Origin of the sequence: Micromonospora sp. WMMB482, from assembly GCF_019038635.1 — a bacterium.
GTDB lineage: Bacteria > Actinomycetota > Actinomycetes > Mycobacteriales > Micromonosporaceae > Micromonospora > Micromonospora marina.
The window spans coordinates 2,663,111-2,688,991 of the sequence record NZ_JAHOPD010000020.1; the positions used below are offsets into that span (position 1 = coordinate 2,663,111).

Consider the following 25,881-nt stretch of genomic DNA (forward strand, 5'->3'; position numbering starts at 1 on the left):
GGCCGGTGCGGTGGCCGGTGTCCCGGAGGTGCGGAATGCTTGCGGAATGGCGGAACCGGAGCTGGTGGACGTAGTAGTGGTCGGGCTCGGCGTCGGCGGTGAGGAGGTGGCCGAGCGGCTCGCCGAGGCCGGCCTCACAGTGGTCGGCATCGAACGGGACCTGGTCGGTGGCGAGTGCCCCTACTGGGGGTGTGTGCCGAGCAAGATGATGATCCGGGCGGCGAACGCGCTGGCCGAGGCGCACCGGGTCAACGAGCTTGCCGGGTCCGCCCAGGTGCGGCCCGACTGGGCGCCGGTCGCGAAGCGGATCCGGGCCGAGGCCACCGACACCTGGGACGACAAGGTGGCGGTGGACCGGTTCATCGGCAAGGGTGGCCGGTTCGTCAGGGGCAGCGGGCGGCTCGACGGCCCGAATCGGGTACGCGTCGGCGACCAGGTGTTCCAGGCCCGCTACGGCGTGGTCCTCGGCACCGGCACCCGGCCCTCCGTGCCGCCGATCGACGGGCTGGCCGACACGCCGTACTGGACGAATCACCAGGCCATCGAGGTGGAGGAACTCCCCGGGTCGCTGCTGGTGCTCGGCGGTGGCGCGATCGGGCTGGAACTCGCCCAGGTCTTCGCCCGGTTCGGCGTCCGGGTGACGGTCATCGAGGCGGCCGACCGGGTGCTCGCCGTCGAGGAACCGGAGGCGTCGGCGCTCGCCGCCGACGCGCTGCGCGCCGACGGGGTGGAGATCCACACGGGAGTCAAGGCCGGCCGGGTCAGCCACGACGGCAGCGCCTTCACCGTGCACGCCGACGGCGCCGAGTTCACCGGCGAGAAGCTGCTCGTGGTGACCGGCCGCAAGGCGCACCTGGAGGAACTCGGGCTGGACACCGTCGGGGTGGACGCCGGGCAGCGCTACCTGCCGGTCGACGACCGGATGCACGTCACGGACGGGATGTGGGCGGTCGGCGACCTCACCGGCGAGGGCGCGTTCACCCACATCGCCATGTACCAGGCCGGCATCGTGGTGGCGGACGTGCTCGACCACATGCGGCGCACCAAGGGCGGCCCCGATGCCAGCGGCACCTCGAGTGTGGTCGGCGGCGCGGCCGGGGTGGTCAGCGCGGTCGGCGGCGCGATGAGCGCGGGCGGGTCGACTGTCGCGCCGGGCAGCGTCCCGGTGGCCGACTACCGGGCCCTGCCCCGGGTCACGTTCACCGATCCCGAGGTCGGGGCCGTCGGCCTCACCGAGCAGCAGGCCCGCGAGCGCGGCGTCAACGTCCAGGTCGGGTACGTCGACCTCACCTCGTCGGCCCGCGGCTGGATCCACAAGACCGGCAACGCCGGGTTCATCAAGCTGATCGCCGACGCCGACCAGGGCGTCCTCGTCGGCGCCACCTCGGCCGGACCGGCCGGTGGCGAGGTGCTCTCCGCGCTCGTCGTGGCGGTGCACGCGGCGGTGCCGATCAGCCAGCTCCGGCACATGATCTACGCGTACCCGACGTTCCACCGCGCCATCTCCGACGCGTTGCGCGCGCTGAAGTGACGCCTCAACCGGCCGGCGCGCCGTGCCGGCCGGCCCCGTCGGCGAACCGGCCCGCGCCGTGCACCCCGTCCACCGCCAGCGACTCCAGGCCGTAGGCGAGCTCGGCCGCCATCGCCTCCGGCTCGGACAGCCCCGCACCGGCCAGCACCGCCGCCCGATCGTTGCGCAGGCACGTCTGCGGGGGCCGCGCGATCGCGGCGGCCAACTCCTCGGCCGCCGCGCGGGCCTCACCCGGCGCGACCAGCCGGTTGACCAGACCCATCGCGTACGCCTCGTCGGCGCGCACCGGGCGGCCGGTGAGGATCAGGTCCATCGCCCGGCTCTCGCCGATGAGCCGGGGCAGCCGGACCGTCCCGCCGTCGATCAGCGGTACGCCCCAGCGCCGGCAGAACACGCCGAGCGTCGAATCCGACTCGGCGACCCGCAGATCGCACCAGAGCGCCAGCTCCAGCCCGCCCGCCACCGCGTACCCGGAGATCGCGGCGATCACCGGCTTGGACAGCCGCATCCGGGTGGGGCCCATCGGCCCGTCGCCGTCGGGCTCGACGCGGTTGCCGCGCGGTGTGCCGACGGCCTTGAGGTCGGCGCCGGAGCAGAACGTGCCGCCCGCTCCCCAGAGCACGGCGACCGCCGCGTCCGGGTCGGCGTCGAACGCGCGGAACGCGTCGGCCAGGGCTCGTGCGGTGGGCCCGTCCACGGCGTTACGGGCCACGGGCCGGTCCAGGATCACAGTGGTCACGGCACCGGCGTGCTCGACGCGTACCCCCATGGGCCCAGCATGCCCGCGACGGCGCTGCCGTGGCTACGCCCTATTTGATCGTGCCGGGCCGGGTCAGCCAGCGCATCGGCTGGCCGGTGACGGCGCCGACCTGGTCGAAGTCCCGGTCGTAGTGCAGCAGCGAGAGTCCGTGGTATTCGGCGGTGGCGGCGACCAGCAGGTCGACCGCGCCCGCCGAGCGGTGCGTGCCCCGCGCGGTCAGCTCGCCCTGGATCTCGGCGGCGCGTTCGTAGATCCGGTCCGGCATGACCACCCAGCCGAAGGCGGCCCGGAGCTGCTCCGTCAGGCGCGCCCGGTCGGCGATCGAGCGGGCGGTGTAGAGGAATTCCAGCTCGACCAGCGGGCACACGGCGAGAAGACCCGCTGTCACCTGCTGTTCCCAGCGGGCAAGCACGTCGGGATCACGCAGGAGCCGGACGAGGGCGCTGGTGTCGATCAGGTAGTCGGCCAGTTTCACGAGCGGTAGGCACCCTTGTCGAGCAGTTCGTCGAAGTCACCGGCCTGCCCGCGCTCCGCCAGCTCCGCCAGCGCCCGGGCGCGGCGCAGTCGCGCCGCGCCCTCGCGGAGAGCGACGTTCACCGTGTCCTTCTTGGTCTTCGTACCGAACGCCTCGGCGGCATCCGCGAGCGCCTCGTCGTCGACGTCCACCAGGATCTTGGTCATCGCGGCTCCCTATATACGGTTCGCCGCTTGAGTATATCCAGCGGAGATGTCGTGCGAGGGAATTCCCGGCGTCCGGTTTGGGGGCGGTCCTGCCGGGAAGTCGGATCAGGTGCGCGAACTACTGACGAAGATCGAACAGGCCACCGGTCTCGACCGGGTGGGTGACCGGTTGCAGCGCGCGGTCCAGGGCACGCTGCGCTCGCAACGGGTACGCGACGCGCTGCACGGCGTGTGGCTCGGCCATCCGCTGCACCCCGCGATGGTGCAGATGCCGGTCGGCGCCTGGATCTCCGCCGCCGTGGTGGACCTGCTGCCCGGCCAGCGCCGGGCCGCCACCGCGCTGGTGGGCCTCGGCACGGTGAGCGCGCTGCCTGCTGCGGTCGCCGGGCTCAACGACTGGGCCACGCTCACCCGCGACCAGCGCCGGGTCGGGCTGGTGCACGCCGCCGCCAACACGGTCGGCCTGGCGCTGTACGCCGGCTCGCTGGCCGCACGGCTCAACGGGCGGCACGGCCTCGGCCGGACGCTGTCCTATCTGGGGCTGTCCGCCGCGGGCGGTGGGGCGTACCTGGGTGGGCACCTCGCGTACAAGCAGGGCGCCCAGGCGAGCCAGAGCGTCTCCGAGATGCACCTGATCAGCGACGGGTGGCACCAGGTCGGCGACCTGAGCAGCCTGCCCCGGCACGAGCTGGTCACCAAGAAGATCGACGACGTCTCGGTGATCCTCTACCGGGACGGCGACGACGTCAGCGTGATGCTGGAGCGCTGCCCGCACCAGAGCGGCCCGCTCGGCGAGGGCACGATCGAGCAGATCGACGGCCACGCCTGCGTGGTCTGCCCCTGGCACGGCAGCGCGTTCCGGCTCGACGGGGGCGAGGTCGTACACGGCCCGTCCGCCAACGACCAGGTCGTGCTGCCCAGCCGCGTGGTGTCCGGCCGGGTCGAGGCCCGGCTGCCCTGAGTCAGTCCCGCCGGTGCCGCCCGCTCGGCAGCGCCCGGGCGGGCACCGGGCGCTTGCGCAACCCGAGCAGCGCGCCGATCTGGGCGCCCACGATGCTCGCCACGGCCAACACCGCCGAGATGGCGAGCGGACGGTTGATGCCCTCCTCGGCGGTCGGCCGGGACGCGCCCGCCGACATGGCCGGCGGCTGACCGACCGGCGCCTCCACGGTGGGCGTCGCGTCGCGCGGCGTGGGCTTGGGCTTCGCCTTCGGGGTGGTCGAGGAGGCGCCGCCGCCACCGGGCTTGACCGGTGCCGTCTCGGCCGCCCTGGTGACCACGATCCGTCCTGCGGCGTGCCGCCGGGCACCCGAATCCGTCGCGCCCTCCGGCAGCGTGATGAGCTGACCCGGGCGGATCCGGTCCGGGTCGGTGAGCCGGTTCAGCCGGGCCAGCTCCTTGTATCTGTCGAAGTCGTCCAGGTAGCGATCCGCCACCTCGCCCAGGTAGTCGCCCTTCGCCACCCGGTACACGGCCGGGTCGCTCGTCTCCGCCGCCACCGGCACCGCCGGTGACGCGACACCCGGCGCCGCCGCCGGAGCTGCGACCGTCGGGGCCGCGACGACCGGTTGCGGGGCGGTCAGCGCGGCGGCGCTCGCCGCGGCCGGGCTCGCCACCAGGATCAGCGCCACCGATCCGACGAGCGCGGCGGCCGCCTTCTGCTGGCGGTGCATGCCGGGGAGCTTCGGCGCCGGCCGGCGTACCGCCGCCGCGAGCAGCTCGACCACGACGGAGAAAGCGAACGTGGCCCAGCCGAACCAGCCCACCACCGCCAGCGCCCGCAGGAACAGCCGGCCGTCGTCGCGGCTGGTCAACGCCGTACCGACCTCGGTCAGCGTGGGCAGGTGATCCGGCAGCGGGTTGCCGGCGAACGCCAGCAGCGCGACCGGCCCGCCGGCCAGTACACCGACGAGCACGACGAGGGCGCCGAGCCCGGTGAGGACCTGGCCGGCGCGGCGGACGGGGGAGCGTCGGAGTGCACGCATGTCGGCCTTCCTTCCTACGGTGGGCCGGTGAGCGCCCGAGCGGTGGCCTCACCGGTGACGGTGGCGGTCTTCTGTGCGCCGAACAGACCCAGCAGGTCCCGGCTGTAGGTGATCTGCACGGTCACCCGGATCTGGGTCTCGGTGCCGACCACTGGGAAGTCGACCTCGTGGTCCTGGACGCCGCCCGCGGCGGCGAGGTAGCCCGCGACGGCGGCGCGGGCGGCGACCTGGTCGATCCGCTTCGGGCCGCCCTCGATGGCCCGCGCGCGGTCGATCATCTGGCCACCGGCGCGGGCCGCCTCGGCGGCCAGGTTGTCCGCGCGCTGGAGCGTGCGCAGCTGACCGGCGCCGTCGTAGGCGAGGCCGATGATCGCGAGTACGCCGGTCATCGCCACGGCCAGGAACAGGCTCACCCGGCCGTTCTCCGCCTCGCGCCGCCCGGTCATCCGCGACTCCGGTAGGTGTCCAGCGGCGAGGTGAATCTCGCCGAGACGGTCTTGCCGCCCGGCACGCCGGGCAGGCCGGGCGCGCTCAGGTCGTCGAAGGAGACGGTGCAGGTCACAGTGACCGTCACGGTCGCGGGCACGCCCGCGGCGCTTGCGTACGCGGCGGCGAAGTTCGTCGCCGTCCCGGCCACCGAGCCCGCGAGATCGATCTGGGGTGGGCCGGTGCAGTTCAGCCCCGCCCAGCCGAGCTGGTCCTGGGCCGCCGCCTCGGCGGCCTCCGCGCCGTCGTCGGCGGTGCGGGCGAGCGAGGCGGCCCGGGCGGCGTCGTGGGCGGCCGACTCCACCGCCTCGTCCGCGATCGCGGTCCGCCCGGCCACACCGGCCAGCACCATCAGCCCGATGAAGGCGGGTGCGAGCACCGCCACCTCGATCGAGACGGAACCCCGGTCCCGCCGCGGCCGGGCGCTCATCCGGTGGTCCAGCGTTCGGCCGGGCCGTGCGCGGTCTGCGTGACCTCGAACGAGACGCCCGGGATGACCGACAGGGAGCGTCCCTGCACCGTGCAGGTGACGCCGGTGGCGCTGTCGACGCAGGCCGGGCCGGGCTGCTCCCAGCCGACCAGCCAGTCTCCGGACTGTTGCAGGAAGCTGATCGCCCGCTGGCGTCCGGCGTCCGGCCCGGCGTCGATCGTCCGCTGGGCGTTCACGGCGGTCTGCGCGGCGTTCAGCGCAGTCGACCGGGCCACGAACCAGACGGCGACCTGGATCGAGCCGAACAGCATCACCAGGATCACCGGCATCACCACGGCCAGCTCGACCGGGTTGGCGCCCCGCTCGCCCTCGGCCAGGCGGGCGCGCAGGGCAGCGGCGAACCGCCCCGGACCGGGCGGGCCGGCGGGCCGGCCGGCGGACGCCGGCCGGCTCCGGACCGTACGGGCGGGGCGCGGCATCACGGGGCCTGCGGCGCCGTGTTGTTCGGGATGGCGTTCATCCAGTTGTTCGCCTTGGCCAGGGCGAGCCCGGTGACCGCCATGGCCACCGCGACCAGGCCGAAGATGATCACCGCGGTCGGCACCGGGCTGTCGCCGCGCTCGGAGTCCCGGCGCAGCTCGGCGAGGCGGGTGCTCACCGCCACGTAGAGGTAGGCGTAGAGGTGCATGGTCGTCTCCTTCTCGAAGGTGGGTTCACAGACGGGCGAGGAACGGATAGACGGCGAAGCCGAGCAGGACGAACACCAGCAGCGAGCCGGGGATGTCCAACTTGCTGGTGACCCCCTCGGCCCGGGCCAGGTTGTCGGTGCGGATCTGGTCGCGCAGCGAGTCGGCGCGGGACCGCAACGTCTCGTGCACCTGGGCGCCCTCGCTGCCGGAGGAGCGCATGATGGCGCCCACGTCGCCCAGCTCCGGGATGCCGATCCGCTCGGCCAGTTCCTGCAACTCGTCCCAGGGCGAGTGCATCTGGAGCTGGGCGAGCCGCAGCGCCTCCCGGATCCGGTCGAAGACCCAGCCGTCGCAGACCGCCGCCGCGCGTTCCAGCGACTGCACCGGGCCGTGCGCGGCGGACAGTTGCAACGCCACCAGGTCGAGGTAGGTGCAGACCGCCTGCCGGAACTCGTCCCGGGCGGCGTCCGCCTTGGCGAGGACCGCGCGGTGCGCGAGCAGTCCGGCGCCCAGCGCCAGGCCCAGGCTGGCCACCACCGGTACGGCCACCGGCAGCGCCACCCCGCCGACGAAGAGCACTGCCGAGGCGACTGCCGGGGTGGCGAACCCGACGAGCGCGGAGAGCAGCACTGACAGCGCGTACTGCTCCGGGGTGCGGTCGAGCAGGGCGAGTTGCCGGTGCGGCGGGCGCAGCCAGCGGGCGAACCCACCGAGCCAGTCCGGCCCGGCGCCGGCGGCCGGAGCCTGGCCGGGCGGCTGGTGCAGCCGGCGCAGCGCCGGGCCGAGCGCCGGAGTGGCCGGCAGCGCCTCGCGTACGACCAGGAACAGCCCGAGCCCGACCGCGCACCCGCCGAGCACCGCGATCGCCAGCTGCCAGTTGAGCGCGCTCATCGTGCCCCCCTTTCGTTCGCGACTGCGGGGCTCGCAAGCTCACTCCTCGCGCTCACGCGATCGCCTCCTCCGGGTCGGGCGCCGGCAGGAACCGCGCGGGCCGGGGCGGCTGGCTCATCGAGCGCACCCAGACCAGCAGGCCGACGAACGCCGCTCCGAGGACCGCCATCACGAGCTGACCGGTCACGGTCCCGTAGGGACGGATGTAGTCGCTGTTCACCAGCCCGTACGCGAGCGTCGCCAGCGTCATGCCGGTGAGGAAGCGGACCGCGAACCGGGGCTGGGTGCGCTTCGCCTCGACCTCGCGCCGGGTCGCCACCTCGGCCGAGGCGGCGGTGGCGATCGACCCGAGCACGTCGCCGAGGCGCTCACCCCGGTCGGTGAGGTGCAGGATCAGCGCCGCCACCACCTGGTCGGCGACCGGGTCGGCGATCTCGTCGGCGAAGGCGAGCAGGGCGGAGCGGGCCAGCCAGCCGGCCTGGAGGCGGGCCGCGAGTGTGCGTACCTCCTCCTGGATCTCCTCCGGCGCGGTGGCGATGGTGCCGACGATCGCCTGCTGGAGTCCCTGGCCGGTGGCCGAGATGTCCTTGAGCCGGCGGGTCCACTCGCCTACGGCTTCGACCCGGGCGATGGCCCGCTGCTCGGCCCGGCCGACCGCGAACAGCCACGGCACGCCCGGCACCGCGAGCGCCACCAGCAGGCCGACCACCGGCAGCCCGGTGAGCAGGAACGCCACCGCCCCGGCGACGATCGCGGCGCCGAGCAGGAGCTGGTAGCGGCGCTGGTCGGCACGGCTCGCGCCGGAACCGGTCCAGAGCCGGCTCAGGCCCGGCCCGGTGCCGGGCGCCGGGCCGGGCGGGCGGCGGGTGCCGACCAGCGCGACGACTGTCAGCACCAGCCCGGCCACGCAGGCCGCGCCCGAGACCAGGGCGATCAGTTCGATCTGCGTCACGCCGGGCCTCCGCTCGGCCGGGCCCCGAGACGGGTGTGCCGGGGCCGCCGCCACGCGCCCATGCCGGCCTCGACGAACCGGGTGAGCAGGCGGGCGTCGTAGCCGACGCGCAGCAGCTGGTCGCGGATGCGCTCGGGCAGGTGGCGGGGGACCGCGCGGCCGTCCGGGCCGGGACCGAAGACGGTCGTCGTGGTGATCCGGTTGCCCTCGCCGACGCCGATGACCTCCTCGACGTGCGAGACGAAGCGGTGCTTGCGCCCGCCGATCGCGGTCTCGTCCTCGACCGTCACGTAGACGATCAGGTCGAGCGCGTTGCCGGCCATCCGGCGGGCCTGGTCGACAGTCATCTCCCGGCCGTGCGACAGCGCCAGCTCGATGATGCGTTCGCTCACCCCCGAGGGGGTACGCGCGTGAATGGTGCACATCGACCCGCGGCTGGTCGTCATCGCCTGGAGCATCGGCACGATCTCCCGGGACCGCACCTCGCCGACGATGATCCGCAGCACGCCCATGCGCAGTGACACCGGGATCAGGTCGGCGATGCTGACCTCACCCGCCGGCCGCCCGTCCGCGCCGCGCTCGCCGTGCCCCTCCCGGGACTCGAAGCTCATCACCGCACGGTGTTTGTGCCCGCGCCGGGCCGGCAGCAGTTCCCGGCTCTCCTCCAGCAGCACGTACGGCTCGTCGGCCGGGATCTCGTCCATCAGCGCGCGGATGACTGTGGTCTTCCCGGCCCCGGCTAGCCCGGCGACCATGATGTTCAGCCCGGCCCGCAGGGACGCGCGGAGGAAGTCGCGCAGCAGCGGGTCGATCATCTCGTCCAGGTCGGCCCGGCCGCCCGCGATGTCCTCCAGGCTCACGTCGAGCGTGTTGTGCTTGCGGATCACCGCGTACGGGCGGTGGCTGACCAGGAACACGGCGGCGAGCCGGCTGCCGTCGGGCAGTTGCAGGTCGAGCGTGGGCTTCGACGTGGACAGTGACCGCTCGGTGGCCCCGGCCCGGCGGGCCGCCGCCTGGAGGATCTCCACCAGCTCGTCGTCGGTCTCGGCGATCGGCTCGGCCCAGTCGACGCCGCCGCCGTGCCGGGTGATGCGTACCTGGTCGCAGCCGAGGATGTGCACCTCCTCGATGCTGTCGTCGACGAGCAGCGTCTGGAGCCGGCCCAGTCCGACGAGTTCGGCTGTGACCTGGTCGAGCAGCAGCCGTTCCGCGTCCGCCGCCATCGGTGTGCCGGCCCGTCGTACCGAGTCGGCGTACGCGGACACCACGGCGACCGCCAGCCGGGCGCGCTCGACCTCCTCGGCGTCGGCGTCGAACTCGCGTCCGCGTTGCCAGTGGGTGAGCCGTTCGCTCAGCTCCCGGCGCAGCTCGCGGACCACCGCGAAGTCGACCCGGGGGCGTGGCGGTGGCGCCGGGGGCGCGGCGGGCACCGGGCCGGGGACGTGGTGCCGCCCGTTCGGCGGGGCGAGCGGCGGGACCGTGGAGACGACGCCCGGCTGCTGCCCGCGTGGGTCGTGGGAGACCGGCTCAAACCGCACCGGACACCCCCGGCACGCTCGGCGCGGTCACCGCGCGCGGTGTGGTCGTCCCGGGCCAGGCCAGCCGGGCGCGACGCCGGTCCAGCAGCGCCCGGACCGGCACCTCCAGGGCACCGGCCGCGCGCATCAGCGGCCGGTTGGCCCGTACGGTGCCGCCGTGGGCGAGCACCTCGGCGGTACGCGGGTCGTGCGGCAGGCGGGCGATCACCGGCAGCCGTAGCGCCTTGCTGATCTCGCTGGTGCCGTGCCCGTCGCCGACCACGAGCAGTCGCAGCGTGCCCGGCGGTACGCGGTGCTCGGTGAGATCCCGCTCGACGGCACGGGCGGTGGCCCGGGTGGCGGACAGGTCGGGCAGGTGCGCGCGCGTGACCAGCAGCACCACCGCGGCGGCCCGCAGCAGCGGCCACGGTGGACCGCCCACTGCCAGCCGGCCACAGTCGACCAGCACGTCGTACGGCGGCTCGCCCCGTTCCAGCCCGGTGAAGTAGTCGGCGAAGCGCTGCCAGAGCGGGATCACGCTGCCCGCCTGCGCCGGGTCCACCACACCGGGCAGCAGCAGCCGTTCGCGGCGGGGCGCGTCCAGGTCGACCAGCTGGGACCAGAACGCGTGCTCCAGGCTGCCGTCGCGCAGCTCGCCCACCGCCAGCTCACCGATGCCGCGCGGGCCGTCGAGCGCCCCGCCGAGGTAACCGGCGAGGATCGAGCCGCCCGCCGGATCGCACTCGGCCAGCACGAGCCGCCGGTGCCAGCTCAGCGCGGCGGCGAGCGCGGCGGTGGTGACGCCCGGCGACCCCTTCGCCGAGACCAGGGCGATGATCGCCATCAGGCCGCCTCGGTGAGCACGAGCGCGATCCGGTCGTCGGCGGCGAGCGCCACGACAGCGGGCACGTCCCGTACGGCCAGCGCCAGGTAGACCACCACGTCGCCGTTCTGGGGCGCGGCGGTGTCGATCACCGTGCCCTCGAACCGGGTGCCGCCGCCGCGGGACGCCTCGGAGCCGCCGCCGGTGGCGTTGCTGGGCGTGCTGACCAGCAACACCTTGTCGCCGGGGTGCAGCTTGCGGGCGGGCACCTGCTCGGGTTCCAGCCCCAGCGCGATCTGCTGCTGACCGGGGCCGAGCAGTGGGGCCTCGGTGAGCTGCGCCGAGGTGAGCAGCGTGCCCGGGGTGAGCCGGACGGCCGCCCGCAACCCCAGCACCTCGTCCATCCGGTCGGCGGGCACCGGCTGGAGTTCCCGCCCGCCGGAGACGCGTACCGGCACCAGGTCGTCGGCGGTCAGTTGGTGTCCCACGTCGACCGGCCGGGCCACCGCCAGGTACGTGCCGGTGGAGCGGACCGAGGTGACCGCGAACGCCGCGCCCAGCCCGCCGAGGGCGATCAGCAGAACCGCCAGGCCGAGCAGGCCGGGACGTACGCGTCGTTGCCGGACCACCTTCGGCGGCGCGACGGGAGCCTCCACCGGGGTTCCGTTGCGGGCTGCCACGACACTCATCGGGTCACCACCTGAAGCTCGTTGATCTGTACCAGGACGACGCCGCTGGACCGGCTCTGGGCGATGACGCCGCTCTCCCCGCCGCCGGACCACTCGACGGTCCAGAACGTCGTGGCGCTCACCTCGTAGGTGCCGGCGGCCGGATAGCCCTGGTCGAGGCCGCAGTCGGGCGAGGTGGAGCCGGCCCTCGGCCCGTCCGCCCGGTACGGCGTGCCCGGCCCGTCGCAGGTGACCTCGATGTCGTCGGACATGTGCCAGACGATCCGGTCCACCTTCGCGGTGATCTCCACGGTCAGCCCCCGGTCGGAGGCGGACGCGGACAGCGGCCCGAAGTACGAGGCACCCGGGCTGGCCCACATCCAGACCGGCAGCCCGACCAGGCCGGGGCCCTGGCTGCGCCGGGGCGCCACGGCGGCCCGGGGCGGGAGCAGCGAGATCGAGGCCAGCGCGCGGCGGGCCAGTTCCTCCGGGTCCGGCGGTGCGCCGTAGCCGGCCGGCGGGGCGTCGAGAAGCGCCCGACGGATGCTGCCGAGGTCGCCGCCGTTGCAGGTGAGCTGGTACCACTGTTGGCCGGGAGGCGCCTCGCCCTGCGGCTCCTCGAGCTTGTAGTAGCAGCCGTCGGCGTTGTTGAACCAGCCGAGAACCTCGTGGTAACAGGGGATGGCCCGGCCGTTCCACTGGCACTTCGGCGTGCCGCCGCCGTTGCCGCCCCCGCCGCCGTTGTCGCCGCCGCCACCCGGCCCGCCCGGTCCGCCGGGGATGCCGGGGTCGTCGTCCCAGACGTCGCAGTCGGTCTGTTCAGGCGGGCAGGAGCCGCCCGGGTCGGCGGCGCGGGCGGGTGCGCCGGTGAGCGTCAGCAGCGCGGCCAAGCCGGCGGCGAGCAGCAGCCGGCGGAGCGTCCCGGCCCGGGCCGGCCGGGCCGGGACGCCCCTTCCTCCCCAGGTCAGCACGGCTGGTCCTGGTGCGCGGCGCCGCCGTTGACGCGCCACCGGCCGTCCGGGTACCGGACCGCCGTGGCGGTGGCCAGGTAGCGCCCACCGCGGGTGCCGGGTACGGCCTTGCGGTCCTTGGCGTAGACGAGCCGGTAGCCGCTCGCGTCCAGGCAGTCCTGGATCTCGACGGTGGGTGGGCGGGCGGCCAGGTCGACCGACACGACCTCGGGGTCGGAGAGCAGTTTCCCGGTACGCATCGCGCCGTGCTCCTTCGCGTCGAGAATCGCCATTCGCACCCGAGTCAGCAGCGGATCGGCCAGAAAACGGGTCAGCGCGGGATGGGACGGATCGCTGCGCGCACTGGCTGCCCGGGACGCGTCGAGATAGCCGGAATAGGCGGCCAGCGCCGCTTTTCCGGCCGCGTCCTCCTCGGCGCTGTAATGGGCGGCGGGTGCGGCGGCGCGGCCGGTCAGCGGACGGGTGGCCGCCTCCGGCTCGGTGCCGCAGCCGGCCGAGCCGACCATCAGCGCAACGCTGAGCAGGAAGATTTCCCATCGGCGGGATTGCCGTGTGCGCAACGCCGATCCCTCCTCGGTGCCGGCCCGGGGCGATCACGCCGACCCGCTCCGGGCATGCGGAAGCGCGCCCGGAACTGTCACTCCGGGCCCCCGTCGCCGCCACTTGTATTGACCTGTACTGATCACTGCGGATTCTGTGCCTGGTGCCTCCGACGCCCATTGATCGGGGGTTGCGTCGTACCCAAGGGGCGAGCATAGGCTCACGTCCGCCGATGCAACAGAGGTAATTCACGTGAACACGGTGAGTGAAGACGGGAGGTGGTGGCCGGTGTGTGTCACCACGATGACGAGCGGGCTTCGGCGGGGCTCCGGGCCGGCGGGCGTGTGCTCACCCGTACGCGCCACGACGGCGGCGACGAGCCGCCGGTATGGGTGGGGAGCATGCCGCTCGTCCGATCCGTCCCGCCGGTCCGCCCGGATTCACGCACCGCTCGTTCCGGCCGCCGCCGCGTCGGATCAGGCATCCCTGCGCGCCTCGGTCGTCACATCCACGCGAACGAGAAATCACTCTGCGTGCTCCACGATGGAACACACGGCGACCGGACGGGGGAGCCGGCATGACGGCTGAACGGGTACGGCGTACCGGACCGGTGGCCGATCCCCGCCGTCCGAGCGCCCGGCTGATCGCCGCCCTGACTGTCGTACCCCTGCTCCGGCTGGCGGTCGCGCGCTACGCCGTACCGCCGGGGTCTCCGGACCGGACGGCGTGCGACGGCTGCGGCGCCCCGATCGGGCTGGACCGGCCGCTGCCGGCGCTCGGCCCCGCGGCCCGCTGCCCGGCCTGCCGGGCCCGGGTCGGCGCGGCGCCCGCAGTGGTGGAGGTCGCGTTGCTGCTCGCGGTGGCGGTGCCGGCGGTCGCCGGCGGCGTGCCCGCCGCGCGGCTGGCGCTGGCGTGGTGGCTGGTCTGGGCGGTGCCGATGACGATCGTGGACGCGATGGCGCACCGCCTGCCCGACCGGCTCACCTGGCCGTCCGCCGCCGGCGCGTGGGCGCTGCTCGGGGTGGCCGCGCTGACCGGGCCGGGCGCGGACCCGCTGGTACGCGCCGCCCTGGCCGGTCTGGCGCTCGGCGGCGGCTTCGCCGCGACCACGCTGCTGTTCGGGCGGCGCGGGTTCGGCCTCGGCGACGCCAAGCTGGCGCTCGGCGCGGGCGCGCTGCTCGGCTGGTACGGCTGGCCGGTGCTGGTGGCCGGGCTGGTGCTCGCGCTCGTCCTTGCCGGGCTGGCCGGGGTGGTTCTGCTCGCCGCCCGGCGGGTCCGCTGGTCCGGGCACCTGCCGTTCGGGCCGTTCCTGGTGCTGGGCACCGCCGCCGCGCTGGTGCTCGTCACCGTGTGATCGACCACCCGCAGGTGCGGGTGAGTGTTCCCGGGGGTACCGGAATCACAGCCACCTCCCAGCCGGGTCTGGTTCGGTGGCGGTCCAGCTTCGGACTCGGGAGGGCGCGTGCCGCACGGCGACGACGGTTGGCGGATCCGGCGTACCAGTGCGGACCTGGACCGGCTGGGCGAGACGGAATCCGTCTTCGCGCTCGCCAACGGCTGGGTGGGCTGGCGCGGGACGCTCGACGAGGGCGAGCCCTGCGGCATGCCCGGCAGCTACCTCAACGGGTTCCACGAGCAGCACGAGCTGACCTACCCGGAGAGCGGCTACGCGTTCCCGGAACGCAGTGACACCGTGATCAGCGCGCCGAACGCCGCCCTGATCCGGCTCTGGGTCGACGACGAGCCGCTGGACCTGAGCACCGGCACGATCCGGCGGCACCACCAGGAACTGGACCTGCGCGCCGGAGTGGTCCGCCGGGAGACCGAGTGGGTCTCGCCGGGCGGCCGGGGCGTGCGCGTCCGCAGCACCCGCCTGGTCTCGCTCACCCGCCGTCCGGTCGCCGCGCTCGACTGGGCGGTCGAGCCGCTGGACGAGCCGGTCCGGCTGCGGGTCGGCGCCGACCTGCTCGCCAACCAGCGGGTGCCGGAACGCGCCGACGACCCCCGGGCCGCCTCGGTGATCCATGACGCGCTCACCGGCGAGATCCGCCGCGACGACGGCCTCGACGGTGTGCTCGTGCACCGCACCGGGCGCAGCGGCCAGCGGGTCGCCGTCGCCGTCGCGCACCGGGTCGAGGCGCCCGACGAGATCGCCACCGACACCGAACTGACCGCCGACCGGTTCCGGCTGGCGCTGTCCGGTCCGGTACGCCCCGGCGAACGGGTCCGGGTCACCCGGTTCGCCGCGTACGAGTGCGCGGACGTCGACGGCACCCCGGCCGGTGAGCTGGCCGACCTGGTCGTCGCGGAGGCGGACACGGCCCGGCGCGACGGGTTCGACGCCCTGCTGGCCGAGCAGCGCGCCGCGCTCGACGCGGCGTGGGCCACCGCCGACGTCGAGCTGGACGGCGACCCGGAACTGCAACTCGCGGTGCGGTTCTCCGTGTTCCACCTGCTTCAGTCCGGCCGCGCCGACGGCGACCGGACCATCCCGGCCAAAGGGCTGACCGGCAACGGCTACGACGGGCACGTGCTCTGGGACACCGAGGGATACGTGCTGCCGGTGCTGACGTACCTGGCGCCGGAACTGGCCCGCTCGGCGCTGCGCTGGCGGCACACCCACCTGCCCGAGGCCCGTGAGCGCGCGGCCGAGCTGCGCCTGACCGGCGCCACCTACCCGTGGCGGACGCTCAGCGGCCGGGAGTGCTCCGGCTACTGGCCGGCCGGCAGCGCGGGCCTGCACGTCAACGCCGACATCGCCGACGCCGTGCTGCGGTACGTCGCCGCCACCGGCGACACCGCCTTCCTCGCCGAGTGCGGGGCCGAGGTGCTGATCGAGACCGCCCGGCTGTGGCACGGCTACGGCCACTTCGACGACGGTGGCACGTTCCACCTGACCGGCGTCACCGGCCCGGACGAGTACTCCGCGCTGGTCGACGACAACGTCTTCACCAATCTCATGGCCCGGCGCAACCTGCGCGGCGCCGCCGACGCCGTCCAGGACTGCCCGGAGGCGGCCGCGCGGCTCGGCGTCGACGCCGCCGAGGCGGCCGGCTGGCGGGCCGCCGCCGACGCCATGTTCGTCCCGTACGACGGCAAGCGCGGCGTGCACGAGCAGGCGGCCGGATTCACCGCGCAGCCGGAGTGGGACTTCGCCGGCACCGGCGACGACGACTACCCGCTCCTGCTGCACTTCCCCTACCTGGAGCTGTACCGCAAGCAGGTGGTCAAGCAGGCCGACCTGGTGCTGGCCATGCTGCGCTGCCCGGGGGAGTTCACCGCCGAGGAGAAGGTGCGCAACGTCGCCTACTACGAGGCGCGGACCGTCCGGGACTCGTCGCTGTCGGCGTCCGCGCAGGCGATCCTCGCCGCCGAGGTCGGGCACCTCGACCTGGCGTACGACCTGTTCGCCGAGACGGCGTTCCAGGACCTCGCCGACCTGGGCGACAAGACCGCCGACGGGCTGCATCTGGCGTCCCTGGCCGGCGCCTGGCTGGTGGTGGCGCAGGGCTTCGGCGGGCTGCGCGACGACCGGGGCGTGCTCTCCTTCGAGCCGCGGCTACCAGGGCCGATCACCCGGCTGGCGTTCCACCTGCGCCGGCACGGGCACCGGCTGCGGGTCACGCTCACCGAGCGGGAGGCCCGCTACGAGCTGCCGGACGCCGGGCCGGGCGACGCGGTGGAGCTGTGGCACCACGGCGAACAGCTCCGGGTCACCGGCGACGGGCCGGTCACCCGGCCGATGCCACAGGTGCCCGACCCCGGTCCCGAGCCGCAGTCCCCGCCCGGCCGCCGTCCGGAACGGCGCGCTCAGGAGGCGGCGGGCGGCGACTGAGCCGGCAGGCCGGACATCCGGGCGACGACCTCCTCCAGCGCCTCGAACGCGTACGCCCAGTTGTGGCACTTGAAGCTGCGCAGCCCGGTGATCGGGGTGCGGCAGTCGGCACAGTGGACACCCGGGATCGCGTCCGGCACCTCGGTGTTCACGTACTTGCGCTCGCCGAGGATCACCCGCGCGATCGTCGTGTGGTCGTGCACGCCGTGCAGCGCCGACGCGACGATGTCGTACCAGGTGACCCGCCGCCCGCACTTCGGGCAGTCCGGCTCGTCGCCGCTGACCCACAGCGGCGCGCCGATGCTGCGCGCGGGCATGTTCAGCAGCTTCTCCAGCCGTCGCACGTCCGCCTCCGGGGTGGTCCACCGGTGCCGCCCGGGTAGTGACGCGGGCGAGTCGTAGACGGCGCGGAACACCGCCGGCTCGACCTCCACGGTCTCCCGTCCACCTGTCATCGGTACCTCCTCGCGCCGGCATGTCCCACCGTCGTACCAGGTGGACGCGGGGATCAACCGGATCACCGACACGACGGGTCAGCGGTGTGTCGCGCAGGGTGCTAGACATCGAGGCGTGACGGAGGCTGAGAACCGACCCAATGTCGCCCGGATGTACGACTACTATCTCGGCGGCTGCCACAACTTCGCCGCCGACCGCGCGGCCGCCGAGGAGATCCTGAAGATCTTCCCGGACACCGGCGTCGCCGCGCAGGGCAACCGCGCGTTCCTGCGCCGGGTCGTGCGCTGGGCGGCCGAGCAGGGCGTACGCCAGTTCCTCGACATCGGCGCCGGCCTGCCCACCCAGGGCAACGTGCACGAGGTGGTCCGCGCGGTCCGCCCCGACGCCCGGGTGGTCTACGTCGACCACGACGAGGTCGCCGTCGCGCACGCCCGGCGGTTGCTGCCCGTCGACGGCCGCACCGTCGTGCTCCAGGGCGACCTGCGGCGTCCCGGCGAGCTGCTGGCCGACCCGACGCTGCGGGCCACGATCGACCTGAGCGAGCCGGTGGCGGTGCTGCTGCTCGCGGTGCTGCACTTCGTGCCAGACGCCGACGACCCGTACGCCGCGGTGGCGACGTTGCGCGACGCCACCGTCCCGGGCAGCGTGCTCGCGCTGTCCCACCTCACCATGGACGGCCTGCCGGCACTGCCCACCGAGCAGGGCACGGCGATCTACCGCCGCAGCAGTTCCCCGCTGGTGCCCCGCACCCGCGACGAGGTGGCCCGGTTCCTCGACGGGTACGAGCCGGTCGATCCGGGCCTGGTCAAGGTGGCGGACTGGCGGCCCGACGGGGAACCGCAGGCCGCGGTGTCGCACGGCTACGGCGTGGTGGGCGTCCGCCGCTGATCCGCCGTCGTCAGTCCAGGCCGCCGTGCGCGGCCCAGAGCGCCGCGGCCCGGTCGGCCGCCGCCGCCACGAGCGCGGCCAGCTCCGGCCGGTCGGGTAACCGGAACGAGACGTACGCGCCGCGGCCACCGGCAGTGGGCCGGCCGTACGCCTTCGCGGCGAGCCGCCCGTCCGGCAGCAGCCGGACGTTGAGCGTGGTCAGGGTGAACTCCTCGCCGCGCCGGGTGTCGGTCCAGCGCAGATCCTCCGGCACCGTGACGTTGATGGCGAGAGCGCTGACGTCGGGTGGGGCGGCACTGCTCATCCGGCGATCGTCGCACGATCCGCGCGTGCGCCGCGTCCTCGCGCCGCGCCCGCTCGCCACGGTCCCGCCGGTCAGCGCCGCAGCGTCGTCTCGCGGGTCATGTGGGACAGCTTCTCCGGGTTGCGCACCGCGTAGAGGCCGCTGATCCGGCCGTCGTCGAGGCGTACCGCGACGACCGTGTCCAGCTCGCCGTCGAGGCGTACCAGCAGCGCCGGGTAGCCGTTCACCTGCGCCGGCTCCATCGACGCCACCGTTGCGATCCGGCGCCAGCCGCCCGCGAGCAGCCGAGCCACCCGGTCGCCGCCGGTGACCGGCCGGACGATCGCCTGCTTGATCCCGCCGCCGTCGCCGACGAGCACCGCGTCCGCCGCCAGGACGCGGAGCAACCCGTCCAGGTCACCGGTCTCGACGGCCCGCCGGAACGCGTCGAGGGCGTCGCGGGCCTCGGCCGCCGGGACGGTACGCCGGGGGCGGCGCGCCGCGACGTGGGCCCGCGCCCGGTGCGCGATCTGCCGCACGGCGACCGTAGTCCGCTCGACCGTCTCGGCGATCTCGTCGTAGCCGATGTCGAACACCTCCCGCAGCACGAACACGGCCCGCTCGGTCGGCGTGAGCGTCTCCAGCACCAGCAGCATCGCCATCGACACGCTCTCCGCCAGCGCCACGTCGTCGGCCACGTCGGGCGCGGTGAGCAGCGGCTCGGGCAGCCACGAGCCGACGTAGGACTCCTTGCGCCGCCCCAGAGTGCGCAACCGGGACAGCGCCTGCCGGGTGGTGATCCGCACCAGGTAGGCGCGCCGGTCCCGGATCTCGCCGAGGTCCACGCCGGCCCAGCGCAGCCAGGTCTCCTGCACCACGTCCTCCGCGTCGGCCGCCGAGCCGAGCATCTCGTACGCCACTGTGAAGAGCAGGTTCCGGTGCACGAGGAAGTCCTCGGTGGCCGGGTCCGCCATGGCTGGCTCCTTCGCTGCTCGGCTGCGTTCCCCACCAGACGCCGGCCACCGCCGCCGTGTGACATCCGGTCGCTGTGGCGGTCCTCACCCGGCGCCGCCGTCACGCCGGACGCGTCCCCGGCATCTCGTGTTCGTCAGGCACCCACCCCCAGCAGAGAGGGCGCAACCATGCAGACCCGATTCAACCTGTTCGAGAACCCGGTCTCGGCGACGTTCATGAAGCGCTTCGCCGGTGCGGGCCTGATGATCCACCAGTCGTCGCTGCCCCGCACCGTGCAGGAGCTGGTGTCGCTGCGGGCCAGCCAGATCAACGGCTGCGGCTGGTGCATCGACATGCACACCAAGGAGGCGGTGGCCGGGGGCGAGAGCGCGGTCCGGCTGAACCTGGTCGCCGCCTGGCGTGAGTCGACCGTGTTCACCGAGGCCGAGTGCGCGGCGCTGGCGTTCGCCGAGGAGGGCACCCGCCTGGCCGACGCCCATCAGGGCGTGTCCGACGAGACGTGGGAGCAGGTGCGCAAGCACTACGACGACGACCAGATCGCCGCGCTGGTCTGCCTGCTCGGGCTGATCAACGCGGCGAACCGGTTCGCGGTGCTCGTGCACCAGCGCGGCGGCTCGTACGAGCCGGGCATGTTCGCGGCGGCCATGGGCTGAGCGCGGCCGTCACCGCAGGCTCCGGAAGAACGACCGGACGTCGTCGGCGAACAGCTCCGGCACCTCCAGCGCGGCGAAGTGACCACCCCGGTCGAACTCGCTCCACTGCCGGATCGTGTACGTCAGTTCGGCGATCGGCCGCACGGACCGGGTGATGTCGTGCGCGAACACGGCGACCCCGAGCGGGGGCGGGCAGGGCGCGGGCGGGCCACCGAACGCGCTCTCCCGCACCAGCCGCGCGGACGAGGCGGCCGTGCGGGTGAACCAGTAGACCGAGACGTCGGTGAGGATGCGGTCGACGCCGACTGCGGATCGCGGGTCGGTCCACTCGGTGAACTTCTCGGCGATCCACGCCAGCTGCCCGACGGGCGAGTCGTGCAGCGCGTACGACACGGTCTGCGGCCGGCTGGCGTAGAGCACCTGATGGGGGTGCCGCTGCGTCTTGAGCCGCATGATCCGGGCGAGCCGGTCCCGGTCCTCGTCTGACAGTCCGGCGTCCCCGGTCCAGCCGGGTGGCGGGGGCGTGGGCAGGTAGTTGAGGTGTACGCCGACGACGTGCTCGGGGTCGACACCGCCGAGCCGGGTGGAGATGACCGAACCCCAGTCACCACCCTGTGCGCCGTACCGCCGGTAGCCGAGCCGCCGCATCAGCTCGGCCCAGGCGCGGGCGACGCGGTCGACGTCCCAGCCGCGTTCCCGGGTCGGGCCGGAGAAACCGAACCCGGGGATCGACGGTACGACCAGGTGGAACTGCTCGGACAGCCGGGCGAGCACGTCGAGGAACTCCACGACCGAGCCGGGCCAGCCGTGCGTGAGGATCAGCGGCAGCGCGTTCGGGTCGGCGGAGCGTACGTGCAGGAAGTGGATGTTCTGCCCGTCGATGGTGGTGGTGAACTGCGGATACCGGTTCAGCTCGGCCTCGGCCGCCCGCCAGTCGTACGCGGTGCGCCAGTGCTCGGCCAGCTCCCGCACCCGGGCCAGCGGGATGCCGTAGTCCCACCCGGCGTCCGGCAGCTCGTCGGGCCAGCGGGTGTGGGCCAGGCGGTCGGCCAGGTCGTCGAGGTCGGCCTGGGGGACGTGGACGCGGAACGGCTCGATCACTGTCGTCTCCGATCGTTGGTGCAACTAACGTTGGGATGCCCAACGTTATCGCAAACTGTTGGGCCTGCCAACGTTTCCGGCTAGGCTGGGTTCGTGGAGAACCCGGAGCCGGACCTCGTACCGACCCGCCTGGCCGGACTGCCGAGCTGGCTGATCACCCAGACCGCCGTACGTGCCGGCCGGCTGGTCGCCGACGGCCTCGCGGCTGCCGACGCGCGGGGCTACCACTTCCGGCTGCTCGCCACGCTCGACGAGTTCGGTCCGGCCAGCCAGGCGGTGCTCGGCCGTCGCAGCGGCATCCACGTCAGCGACGTGGTGGCGGCGCTCAACGAACTCGGCGAGCGGGAGTTCGTCACCCGCAGCCCGGACCCGGCCGACCGGCGGCGCAACGTCGTCACGATCACCGCAGCCGGACGGCGGCAGTTGCGGCGGCTGGAGAAGCGCCTCGCCGCCGTGCAGGACGAGCTGCTCGCGCCGCTGTCGCCGGGCGAGCGCGCGGACCTGACCCGGCTGCTGGCGCGGGTGCTGGCCCACCACACCCGCCCGCCCGCCTGACGGCTGCCTGCCGGCGCCGTCCTCTTTTCGCCGGCCTGCCTTGCCATCCGTGTGCGTCGTGGCCGGCTACCTGTACCTGGCCGGGCCCGTGCTGATGATGATCCCCGGCGTCAACGCGCTCTACCCGCTCCTGCCCGGTGGAGCCACCGCCGCGCTCCTGCCACCGGCCGCCGGTGCCCTGCTGCTGACCGGGTGCGCGCTGGCCACCGCGGTCGCCGTGGTCGTTCCGATGCGCCGCGACATCACCCGAGCGCGGCCAGCCGGACGATCTCCTCCGCGGTCAGCGGGCTGCGCGGATGATGGGTCAGGCACATCGGCGCCTGCATCTTGACGAACCGGGCACCCTCCACCGTGGCGTAGAACTGGCCGGTACGCAGTTTGCCGATGTCCGGGACGTCGGTGCCCTTCGCCCTGGCCACGTCTCGGGCTGCCTCGATCTGCACCGGCACGGTGAGCAGGCCGAAGAACTGCGTGGCGGCGTTGCCGGGGATCTGGTTGTGCAACGCCTTCGGCGCCTGGGTGGCGAAGACCAGCCCCAGCCCGTACTTGCGGGCCTGCGAGGTCAGCGCGAGCGTGCTCTGGGTGCAGGCGGTCACGGCACCGGACGGGGCCAGTGTCTGCGCCTCGTCCATGACGAAGAGTCCACCGAGTGGCCGGTCCCCGGCCGGGTGGCGCTTGATCCAGGTGAACAGGGCGAGCTGCAACTGGTTGACGAAGCTCTGCCGCTGATTCTCCTCGGACAGCCCGGCGAGGTTGATCACCGAGACCCGGGCGCGGCGACCGGGTGGCGGGGTGAGCAGTTCGCCCGGGTCGACAGGCGTTCCGACGCCACCCAGGAGCGGGTCGTTGATCAGGGCGGCCTTGAGCAGTTGTGCCATGCCGGCGGCCAGCTTGGGCGCGCTGTCGAGCTGACTCACCCCGTCCGGGAGGTCGTTGAGGACGTCGGTGAACTCACGCAGGTCGCTTGCGCCGCTGCGGGCGTAGCCGATCAGAGCCTCGCGCAGCACGGCGCGGCCGAGCCGGGCCTTGTCGGTCCCGCCGTCCACCCGGGCGTGCGGGGCGAGCGTGGCGACGGCCGCGTTGACGGCCGAGGTGAACCCGTCCGGGTCGTCGAGCACGTCGGCGAAGGCCGGCAACGGCTGGAAGCTCAACGGCCGACCGGCCTGCCGTCCCGGCGTCCAGACGACCACGTCGGTGCCGGCCAGATACTCCGCCGCGCGGGGGGCGTCGTCGGCGCCCCAGCCCGGCGGCGGCTCGGGCCAGGCCTCGCCGAGCCGGGCCAGGTCGTTGTTGGGGTCGAGCACGATGGCCGACACGCCGCGCAGGGCGCACTCCTCGATCAGGCGGCGGATCAGGACGGTCTTGCCGGAGCCGGAGCCGGCGAAGATGACTGTGTGCCGGCGCAGCGCTTCGAGGTCGATGGCGACCGGGTCCGGCCGGCCGGTGACCGTGCCGATCTCCATCCGCTCCGGGTCGATGCCCGCCACCGGCGGCAGGGGAGCGATCATCGGTGGAACCGGGCCGGAACCGGCGGACCGCGGTGCGGGGACGGGACCGGCGGAGCGCGGCGCAGCGGTGACCGGCGGTGGCGTCCCGACCGGGAGTCGGTCCGGCGCCTCCGCTGGCCGCTCCTCGGTCCGGACGGCTTCCGGCGCGCCCGGCCAGTCGCCGAGCGCCTCCCGCAGACAGGTGATGTCGGAGGCCGGCCGCCGATCAGCGAACCAGGGCCGCAGCGTCTCCCGCCCGTAGTCCTGGATGAGTTGTTCGAGCGCGGCCAGCCGGGCGACATCCGGTGCGTCCAGGGGAAGACGCCGGCCGCCGGCCCGTTCGAACGCGTCCAGCACCTCCCGGGTACGGGCACCGGTCGACCACTCCGCGCTGCGCAACAGGAAGAGCCGTCGTTTGGCGACCCCCTCGGTGAGTCCGGCGGTCGTGATCGCGTTGCGGATCCGGTTGAGCACGGCGATGTGATGCGGTGCGGAAATCGCCCGGAACGACCAGTGCTCCTCGTCCTCGCTGTCCTCACTCAGGCTGTGCCGTAGCCGCGCGTGCAGCGCCGGCTTGGTCCCAGCGGGAATCGGGTCGAGGCTGAACGCCTCGACGGCCGCGCCCTGCGCGGCGATCCACGCGGTCAGGCCGGCTTCGAGCAGGCGCGGGACGCGGGCATCCTCCGACTGCGGGGACAGGGCGGAGGTGGTGTCGGCGGCGGCGACCAGCTCCGCGTACCGGGCGTCGATCTTGCCGAATCCGTTCGCCCGGTTCTCCGGCGGCGGCTCGGTGACCGGGGCGTGGACGAGCCCGTCGGCGACGCGATCGCCGCTCGCGTGCAGCAGGTGCCGCAGTTCCCGCGCCTCTCCGTCGGCCAGGCAGGCCCGGACGTGTGTGTCGATCCGCCGCAGCAGCTCACGGGGGGTGAAACCGACGACCTCCTGGAACGCGTCCGGGTGGACCGGCCAGGTGGGGTGGGGCGGGGTGAACCCGAGGCCCTCGAAGAGCACCGCGAACCGCTTCTCGACCAGCTCGCGGCCCACCTCGACGGAGGGGATCTCCTTGAGCGGTGCAGCCTCCCGGAACCGGTCCTGGACAGTGTCCGTCGCTTGATGCCGGATGCTGTACCAGGTGTGCGGCAAGCACGAGACGACGGACAGGGTCCGGCGGGTGGTCTCGCGCAGCGCCATCAGGCCGCTGGCGACCTGTTCGAGCAGGAGCGACGTCTGCCAGTCCGCCTCGCCCCGGGCGTCCTGGTTGGTCGCCTTCACGGACTGGGCGATCATCAGGTCGATCTGGTCCACCGCGATCACCGTCGGGCCGACGACGGCGAGCAGCCGGGAGATGTCCCGGACCACCTCCTGGGACGCACGCCGAGTGCGCCGCAGCCCCCACCCGGCCCGTTGGCCGGGCTCCTCTTCGTCCATCGAGCACAGGAAGTCGTAGCCGATGTCCTGCACCGCCGACTGCTCGGCCGCGTAGAGCACCAGGGCCCGCGCGGTGTCCTGGCACTCCGTGCCGATCTGCCGGTCCTTCTTGCGGATCAGGTCGGCGAACGCGTCGAGCGCCGGACGGCTGAGTTCGGTCTCGCCGGCGACCGCGCGCCGCACCGTCCGGGGCGCCCCCACCTCGTCGGCCAGCCGGCGGAGGAACGTCCGTAGCTGGGTCGTCTCGTCCGGCATCGGCCGGACCAGACCCTCCAGCATCGAGATCGCGGTGCGTTGCCAGAACGTCCGGGCCTCGAGCAGCTCGACCAGGAAGAAGAACCCGCCGCGTTGCTGCACCTGCTGGCGAACCGTGCCGATGAGGTGTGTCTTGCCGATGCCACGCTGGCCGACTAGGGCGACACCCACCGGGCTGGAGTCGCTGCTGGCCTGCGCCTCCGCGAAGCTGTCCAGCACCGTCGTGACGACGTCGTGGTGCAGGCCCTCCACGTGGAACGGTGTGGGTTTCCAGACGTCGTCCGGGGTCGGAGCCCAGTTGAACCTCAGCGCCGCCAGGGCGCGGCGTTGCTCGTCCCCGATCATGACGAGATGGCGAGCAGATGCTTGTCCTGGTTGCCGATGGTCGCCGCCGCCGCCCGCTCCCGCAACCTCAGCGCCTTCTGGTTGGATTCGGGTACCAGATACACGCCGCGCTCCTGGTTGAGCGTCACGAGCGCGGCGTCGAACTCGGGGCGGGACAACTCCGAGAGTGCGTCGCGAAGATCGGCCAGCATGACGTAGTCACCGGGTCTGGCGGCCAGCTCGTGGTACGCCTGCCGGATCAGCGCGACCGCGTCCCCGGCCGGGGAGGCCGACGACGCCACCGCCGGTGCGACTACATCGTCCCGGTTGATCTGCATCCGGAACAGGTCGTCGGCGCGGGTTCCGGAGTGGTCGATCAGCCGGCGCAGGAAGTCGAGCGCGACGTAGAGCGTGCCGCCCGCCGCACCCGCGCGCTTTGGCGGCTCTGCCCCCAACTCCTCAGTGGCCCGATCCCAGCCCTCGTCGGTGAGGGCCAGAACAATCCTCGGCTTCTCCGTGACCTCGATCAGACCGAGTGATTTGAGTCGGCTGCGGTGCTCCGGCTTCAGGCTGATTCCGGCGACGTTCTTGAAGTAGGTCTGCGGCAGTGGCGCCGCCTTCACCATCAGCGTGACAAGAATGCACCGGTCGACGAGGGTCAGTTCCTTTTCCGGCATGCGGATGCTCCTCTGCGGCACGAGCTCTCACCGCGTCGAC

Annotated in this window: 28 protein-coding genes; 7 read left to right on the forward strand and 21 right to left on the reverse strand. The window is 73.7% G+C overall.

Going from position 1 to position 25,881, the window contains the following annotated elements; all coding sequences use genetic code 11:
- The first annotated feature begins 46 nt into the window (after window positions 1–46).
- Window positions 47–1,531, forward strand: a complete 1,485-nt coding sequence (locus KSK32_RS13525; protein ID WP_216931542.1) for an NAD(P)/FAD-dependent oxidoreductase — start codon at window positions 47–49, stop codon at window positions 1,529–1,531.
- A gap of 4 nt (window positions 1,532–1,535) precedes the next feature.
- Here the strand turns inward: KSK32_RS13525 and KSK32_RS13530 are convergent, their stop codons facing one another.
- The 3 genes from KSK32_RS13530 to KSK32_RS13540 are packed head-to-tail and all read right to left on the reverse strand — an operon-like array spanning window position 1,536 to window position 2,972.
- Entirely contained in the window at window positions 1,536–2,300 is a 765-nt protein-coding gene (locus tag KSK32_RS13530; RefSeq protein WP_216931543.1) for a crotonase/enoyl-CoA hydratase family protein, read from the reverse strand.
- 40 nt (window positions 2,301–2,340) lie between these two features.
- Window positions 2,341–2,766 (reverse strand): PIN domain nuclease, encoded by a 426-nt coding sequence (locus KSK32_RS13535; protein ID WP_216931544.1) that lies wholly within the window; start codon window positions 2,764–2,766, stop codon window positions 2,341–2,343.
- On the reverse strand, window positions 2,763–2,972 hold the full coding sequence (locus KSK32_RS13540; protein WP_030500628.1) for a type II toxin-antitoxin system VapB family antitoxin: 210 nt from the start codon (window positions 2,970–2,972) through the stop codon (window positions 2,763–2,765). The genes KSK32_RS13535 and KSK32_RS13540 overlap by 4 nt, the downstream gene beginning before the upstream one ends.
- 109 nt (window positions 2,973–3,081) lie before the next feature.
- On the opposite strand from KSK32_RS13540, the gene KSK32_RS13545 reads away from it, so the two are divergent.
- Window positions 3,082–3,933 (forward strand): Rieske (2Fe-2S) protein, encoded by an 852-nt coding sequence (locus KSK32_RS13545; RefSeq protein ID WP_216931545.1) that lies wholly within the window; start codon window positions 3,082–3,084, stop codon window positions 3,931–3,933.
- 1 nt (window position 3,934) lies between these two features.
- Here the strand turns inward: KSK32_RS13545 and KSK32_RS13550 are convergent, their stop codons facing one another.
- From KSK32_RS13550 to KSK32_RS13605, 12 genes are read right to left on the reverse strand one after another with little or no spacing between them, the layout of a single operon-like run.
- Entirely contained in the window at window positions 3,935–4,957 is a 1,023-nt protein-coding gene (locus KSK32_RS13550; protein WP_216931546.1) for a LysM peptidoglycan-binding domain-containing protein, read from the reverse strand.
- Window positions 4,958–4,971: 14 nt separating this feature from the next.
- Window positions 4,972–5,403, reverse strand: a complete 432-nt coding sequence (locus KSK32_RS13555; RefSeq protein WP_216931547.1) for a pilus assembly protein TadG-related protein — start codon at window positions 5,401–5,403, stop codon at window positions 4,972–4,974.
- Complete coding sequence (locus KSK32_RS13560) at window positions 5,400–5,873, reverse strand: TadE/TadG family type IV pilus assembly protein (RefSeq protein WP_216931548.1); 474 nt, start codon at window positions 5,871–5,873, stop codon at window positions 5,400–5,402. The genes KSK32_RS13555 and KSK32_RS13560 overlap by 4 nt, the downstream gene beginning before the upstream one ends.
- A complete protein-coding gene (locus KSK32_RS13565; RefSeq protein ID WP_254187047.1) occupies window positions 5,870–6,352 on the reverse strand; it encodes a TadE/TadG family type IV pilus assembly protein in 483 nt (160 codons plus the stop codon). Before KSK32_RS13565 ends, KSK32_RS13560 begins: the two co-directional genes overlap by 4 nt.
- Window positions 6,352–6,561 carry a hypothetical protein gene (locus tag KSK32_RS13570; RefSeq protein ID WP_013283462.1) on the reverse strand — a complete coding sequence of 70 codons (210 nt, stop codon included), beginning with the start codon at window positions 6,559–6,561 and terminating at the stop codon, window positions 6,352–6,354. The genes KSK32_RS13565 and KSK32_RS13570 overlap by 1 nt, the downstream gene beginning before the upstream one ends.
- Before the next feature lie 25 nt (window positions 6,562–6,586).
- Entirely contained in the window at window positions 6,587–7,453 is an 867-nt protein-coding gene (locus KSK32_RS13575; RefSeq protein WP_216931549.1) for a type II secretion system F family protein, read from the reverse strand.
- 52 nt (window positions 7,454–7,505) lie between these two features.
- Complete coding sequence (locus KSK32_RS13580; RefSeq protein ID WP_374226711.1) at window positions 7,506–8,459, reverse strand: type II secretion system F family protein; 954 nt, start codon at window positions 8,457–8,459, stop codon at window positions 7,506–7,508.
- On the reverse strand, window positions 8,402–9,943 hold the full coding sequence (locus KSK32_RS13585) for a CpaF family protein (protein ID WP_216931551.1): 1,542 nt from the start codon (window positions 9,941–9,943) through the stop codon (window positions 8,402–8,404). The genes KSK32_RS13580 and KSK32_RS13585 overlap by 58 nt, the downstream gene beginning before the upstream one ends.
- Window positions 9,933–10,766 (reverse strand): hypothetical protein, encoded by an 834-nt coding sequence (locus KSK32_RS13590; RefSeq protein ID WP_091414211.1) that lies wholly within the window; start codon window positions 10,764–10,766, stop codon window positions 9,933–9,935. Before KSK32_RS13590 ends, KSK32_RS13585 begins: the two co-directional genes overlap by 11 nt.
- Window positions 10,766–11,434: an SAF domain-containing protein gene (locus KSK32_RS13595; RefSeq protein WP_216931552.1), complete on the reverse strand. Its 669-nt coding sequence runs from the start codon at window positions 11,432–11,434 to the stop codon at window positions 10,766–10,768. Before KSK32_RS13595 ends, KSK32_RS13590 begins: the two co-directional genes overlap by 1 nt.
- Window positions 11,431–12,384 (reverse strand): hypothetical protein, encoded by a 954-nt coding sequence (locus tag KSK32_RS13600; protein WP_216931553.1) that lies wholly within the window; start codon window positions 12,382–12,384, stop codon window positions 11,431–11,433. The genes KSK32_RS13595 and KSK32_RS13600 overlap by 4 nt, the downstream gene beginning before the upstream one ends.
- Complete coding sequence (locus KSK32_RS13605; RefSeq protein WP_254187048.1) at window positions 12,378–12,944, reverse strand: hypothetical protein; 567 nt, start codon at window positions 12,942–12,944, stop codon at window positions 12,378–12,380. The genes KSK32_RS13600 and KSK32_RS13605 overlap by 7 nt, the downstream gene beginning before the upstream one ends.
- A gap of 557 nt (window positions 12,945–13,501) precedes the next feature.
- Between KSK32_RS13605 and KSK32_RS13610 the strand changes: the two genes are divergently transcribed.
- A complete protein-coding gene (locus KSK32_RS13610; RefSeq protein ID WP_216931554.1) occupies window positions 13,502–14,278 on the forward strand; it encodes a prepilin peptidase in 777 nt (258 codons plus the stop codon).
- A 108-nt stretch (window positions 14,279–14,386) separates the two neighbouring features.
- Entirely contained in the window at window positions 14,387–16,759 is a 2,373-nt protein-coding gene (locus KSK32_RS13615) for a glycoside hydrolase family 65 protein (protein WP_216931555.1), read from the forward strand.
- Here KSK32_RS13615 and KSK32_RS13620 read toward each other — a convergent pair.
- Window positions 16,735–17,214, reverse strand: a complete 480-nt coding sequence (locus tag KSK32_RS13620) for a hypothetical protein (RefSeq protein ID WP_216931556.1) — start codon at window positions 17,212–17,214, stop codon at window positions 16,735–16,737. The two genes, KSK32_RS13615 and KSK32_RS13620, sit on opposite strands and share 25 nt — an antisense overlap.
- A 115-nt stretch (window positions 17,215–17,329) precedes the next feature.
- Between KSK32_RS13620 and KSK32_RS13625 the strand changes: the two genes are divergently transcribed.
- Window positions 17,330–18,103 carry an SAM-dependent methyltransferase gene (locus tag KSK32_RS13625; protein ID WP_216931557.1) on the forward strand — a complete coding sequence of 258 codons (774 nt, stop codon included), beginning with the start codon at window positions 17,330–17,332 and terminating at the stop codon, window positions 18,101–18,103.
- A gap of 10 nt (window positions 18,104–18,113) precedes the next feature.
- Here the strand turns inward: KSK32_RS13625 and KSK32_RS13630 are convergent, their stop codons facing one another.
- Both KSK32_RS13630 and KSK32_RS13635 read right to left on the reverse strand, forming a co-directional pair.
- On the reverse strand, window positions 18,114–18,407 hold the full coding sequence (locus tag KSK32_RS13630) for a hypothetical protein (RefSeq protein WP_216931558.1): 294 nt from the start codon (window positions 18,405–18,407) through the stop codon (window positions 18,114–18,116).
- A gap of 71 nt (window positions 18,408–18,478) precedes the next feature.
- A complete protein-coding gene (locus KSK32_RS13635; RefSeq protein WP_216931559.1) occupies window positions 18,479–19,360 on the reverse strand; it encodes an RNA polymerase sigma-70 factor in 882 nt (293 codons plus the stop codon).
- A gap of 168 nt (window positions 19,361–19,528) precedes the next feature.
- Between KSK32_RS13635 and KSK32_RS13640 the strand changes: the two genes are divergently transcribed.
- Window positions 19,529–20,014 carry a carboxymuconolactone decarboxylase family protein gene (locus KSK32_RS13640; protein ID WP_013283476.1) on the forward strand — a complete coding sequence of 162 codons (486 nt, stop codon included), beginning with the start codon at window positions 19,529–19,531 and terminating at the stop codon, window positions 20,012–20,014.
- A 9-nt stretch (window positions 20,015–20,023) separates the two neighbouring features.
- Here the strand turns inward: KSK32_RS13640 and KSK32_RS13645 are convergent, their stop codons facing one another.
- Complete coding sequence (locus KSK32_RS13645) at window positions 20,024–21,115, reverse strand: epoxide hydrolase family protein (RefSeq protein ID WP_216931560.1); 1,092 nt, start codon at window positions 21,113–21,115, stop codon at window positions 20,024–20,026.
- A 93-nt stretch (window positions 21,116–21,208) separates the two neighbouring features.
- On the opposite strand from KSK32_RS13645, the gene KSK32_RS13650 reads away from it, so the two are divergent.
- Complete coding sequence (locus tag KSK32_RS13650; protein WP_216931561.1) at window positions 21,209–21,670, forward strand: MarR family winged helix-turn-helix transcriptional regulator; 462 nt, start codon at window positions 21,209–21,211, stop codon at window positions 21,668–21,670.
- A gap of 242 nt (window positions 21,671–21,912) precedes the next feature.
- On the opposite strand, the gene KSK32_RS13655 is transcribed toward KSK32_RS13650, so the two are convergent.
- Window positions 21,913–25,185 (reverse strand): helicase HerA domain-containing protein, encoded by a 3,273-nt coding sequence (locus KSK32_RS13655; RefSeq protein WP_216931562.1) that lies wholly within the window; start codon window positions 25,183–25,185, stop codon window positions 21,913–21,915.
- Complete coding sequence (locus KSK32_RS13660; protein ID WP_216931563.1) at window positions 25,182–25,841, reverse strand: hypothetical protein; 660 nt, start codon at window positions 25,839–25,841, stop codon at window positions 25,182–25,184. The genes KSK32_RS13655 and KSK32_RS13660 overlap by 4 nt, the downstream gene beginning before the upstream one ends.
- Between the last annotated feature and the right edge of the window lie 40 nt (window positions 25,842–25,881).

What these genes read in the sequence shown, in the direction of transcription:
- KSK32_RS13525 (WP_216931542.1), top strand. Translation starts at nt 47, where the DNA reads ATGGCGGAACCGGAGCTGGTGGACGTAGTAGTGGTCGGGCTCGGCGTC.
- KSK32_RS13530 (WP_216931543.1), bottom strand. Translation starts at nt 2,300, where the DNA reads ATGGGGGTACGCGTCGAGCACGCCGGTGCCGTGACCACTGTGATCCTG.
- KSK32_RS13540 (WP_030500628.1), bottom strand. Translation starts at nt 2,972, where the DNA reads ATGACCAAGATCCTGGTGGACGTCGACGACGAGGCGCTCGCGGATGCC.
- KSK32_RS13550 (WP_216931546.1), bottom strand. Translation starts at nt 4,957, where the DNA reads ATGCGTGCACTCCGACGCTCCCCCGTCCGCCGCGCCGGCCAGGTCCTC.
- KSK32_RS13555 (WP_216931547.1), bottom strand. Translation starts at nt 5,403, where the DNA reads ATGACCGGGCGGCGCGAGGCGGAGAACGGCCGGGTGAGCCTGTTCCTG.
- KSK32_RS13560 (WP_216931548.1), bottom strand. Translation starts at nt 5,873, where the DNA reads ATGAGCGCCCGGCCGCGGCGGGACCGGGGTTCCGTCTCGATCGAGGTG.
- KSK32_RS13565 (WP_254187047.1), bottom strand. Translation starts at nt 6,352, where the DNA reads ATGCCGCGCCCCGCCCGTACGGTCCGGAGCCGGCCGGCGTCCGCCGGC.
- KSK32_RS13570 (WP_013283462.1), bottom strand. Translation starts at nt 6,561, where the DNA reads ATGCACCTCTACGCCTACCTCTACGTGGCGGTGAGCACCCGCCTCGCC.
- KSK32_RS13575 (WP_216931549.1), bottom strand. Translation starts at nt 7,453, where the DNA reads ATGAGCGCGCTCAACTGGCAGCTGGCGATCGCGGTGCTCGGCGGGTGC.
- KSK32_RS13590 (WP_091414211.1), bottom strand. Translation starts at nt 10,766, where the DNA reads ATGGCGATCATCGCCCTGGTCTCGGCGAAGGGGTCGCCGGGCGTCACC.
- KSK32_RS13595 (WP_216931552.1), bottom strand. Translation starts at nt 11,434, where the DNA reads ATGAGTGTCGTGGCAGCCCGCAACGGAACCCCGGTGGAGGCTCCCGTC.
- KSK32_RS13610 (WP_216931554.1), top strand. Translation starts at nt 13,502, where the DNA reads ATGACGGCTGAACGGGTACGGCGTACCGGACCGGTGGCCGATCCCCGC.
- KSK32_RS13620 (WP_216931556.1), bottom strand. Translation starts at nt 17,214, where the DNA reads ATGACAGGTGGACGGGAGACCGTGGAGGTCGAGCCGGCGGTGTTCCGC.
- KSK32_RS13630 (WP_216931558.1), bottom strand. Translation starts at nt 18,407, where the DNA reads ATGAGCAGTGCCGCCCCACCCGACGTCAGCGCTCTCGCCATCAACGTC.
- KSK32_RS13635 (WP_216931559.1), bottom strand. Translation starts at nt 19,360, where the DNA reads ATGGCGGACCCGGCCACCGAGGACTTCCTCGTGCACCGGAACCTGCTC.
- KSK32_RS13640 (WP_013283476.1), top strand. Translation starts at nt 19,529, where the DNA reads ATGCAGACCCGATTCAACCTGTTCGAGAACCCGGTCTCGGCGACGTTC.
- KSK32_RS13655 (WP_216931562.1), bottom strand. Translation starts at nt 25,185, where the DNA reads ATGATCGGGGACGAGCAACGCCGCGCCCTGGCGGCGCTGAGGTTCAAC.
- KSK32_RS13660 (WP_216931563.1), bottom strand. Translation starts at nt 25,841, where the DNA reads ATGCCGGAAAAGGAACTGACCCTCGTCGACCGGTGCATTCTTGTCACG.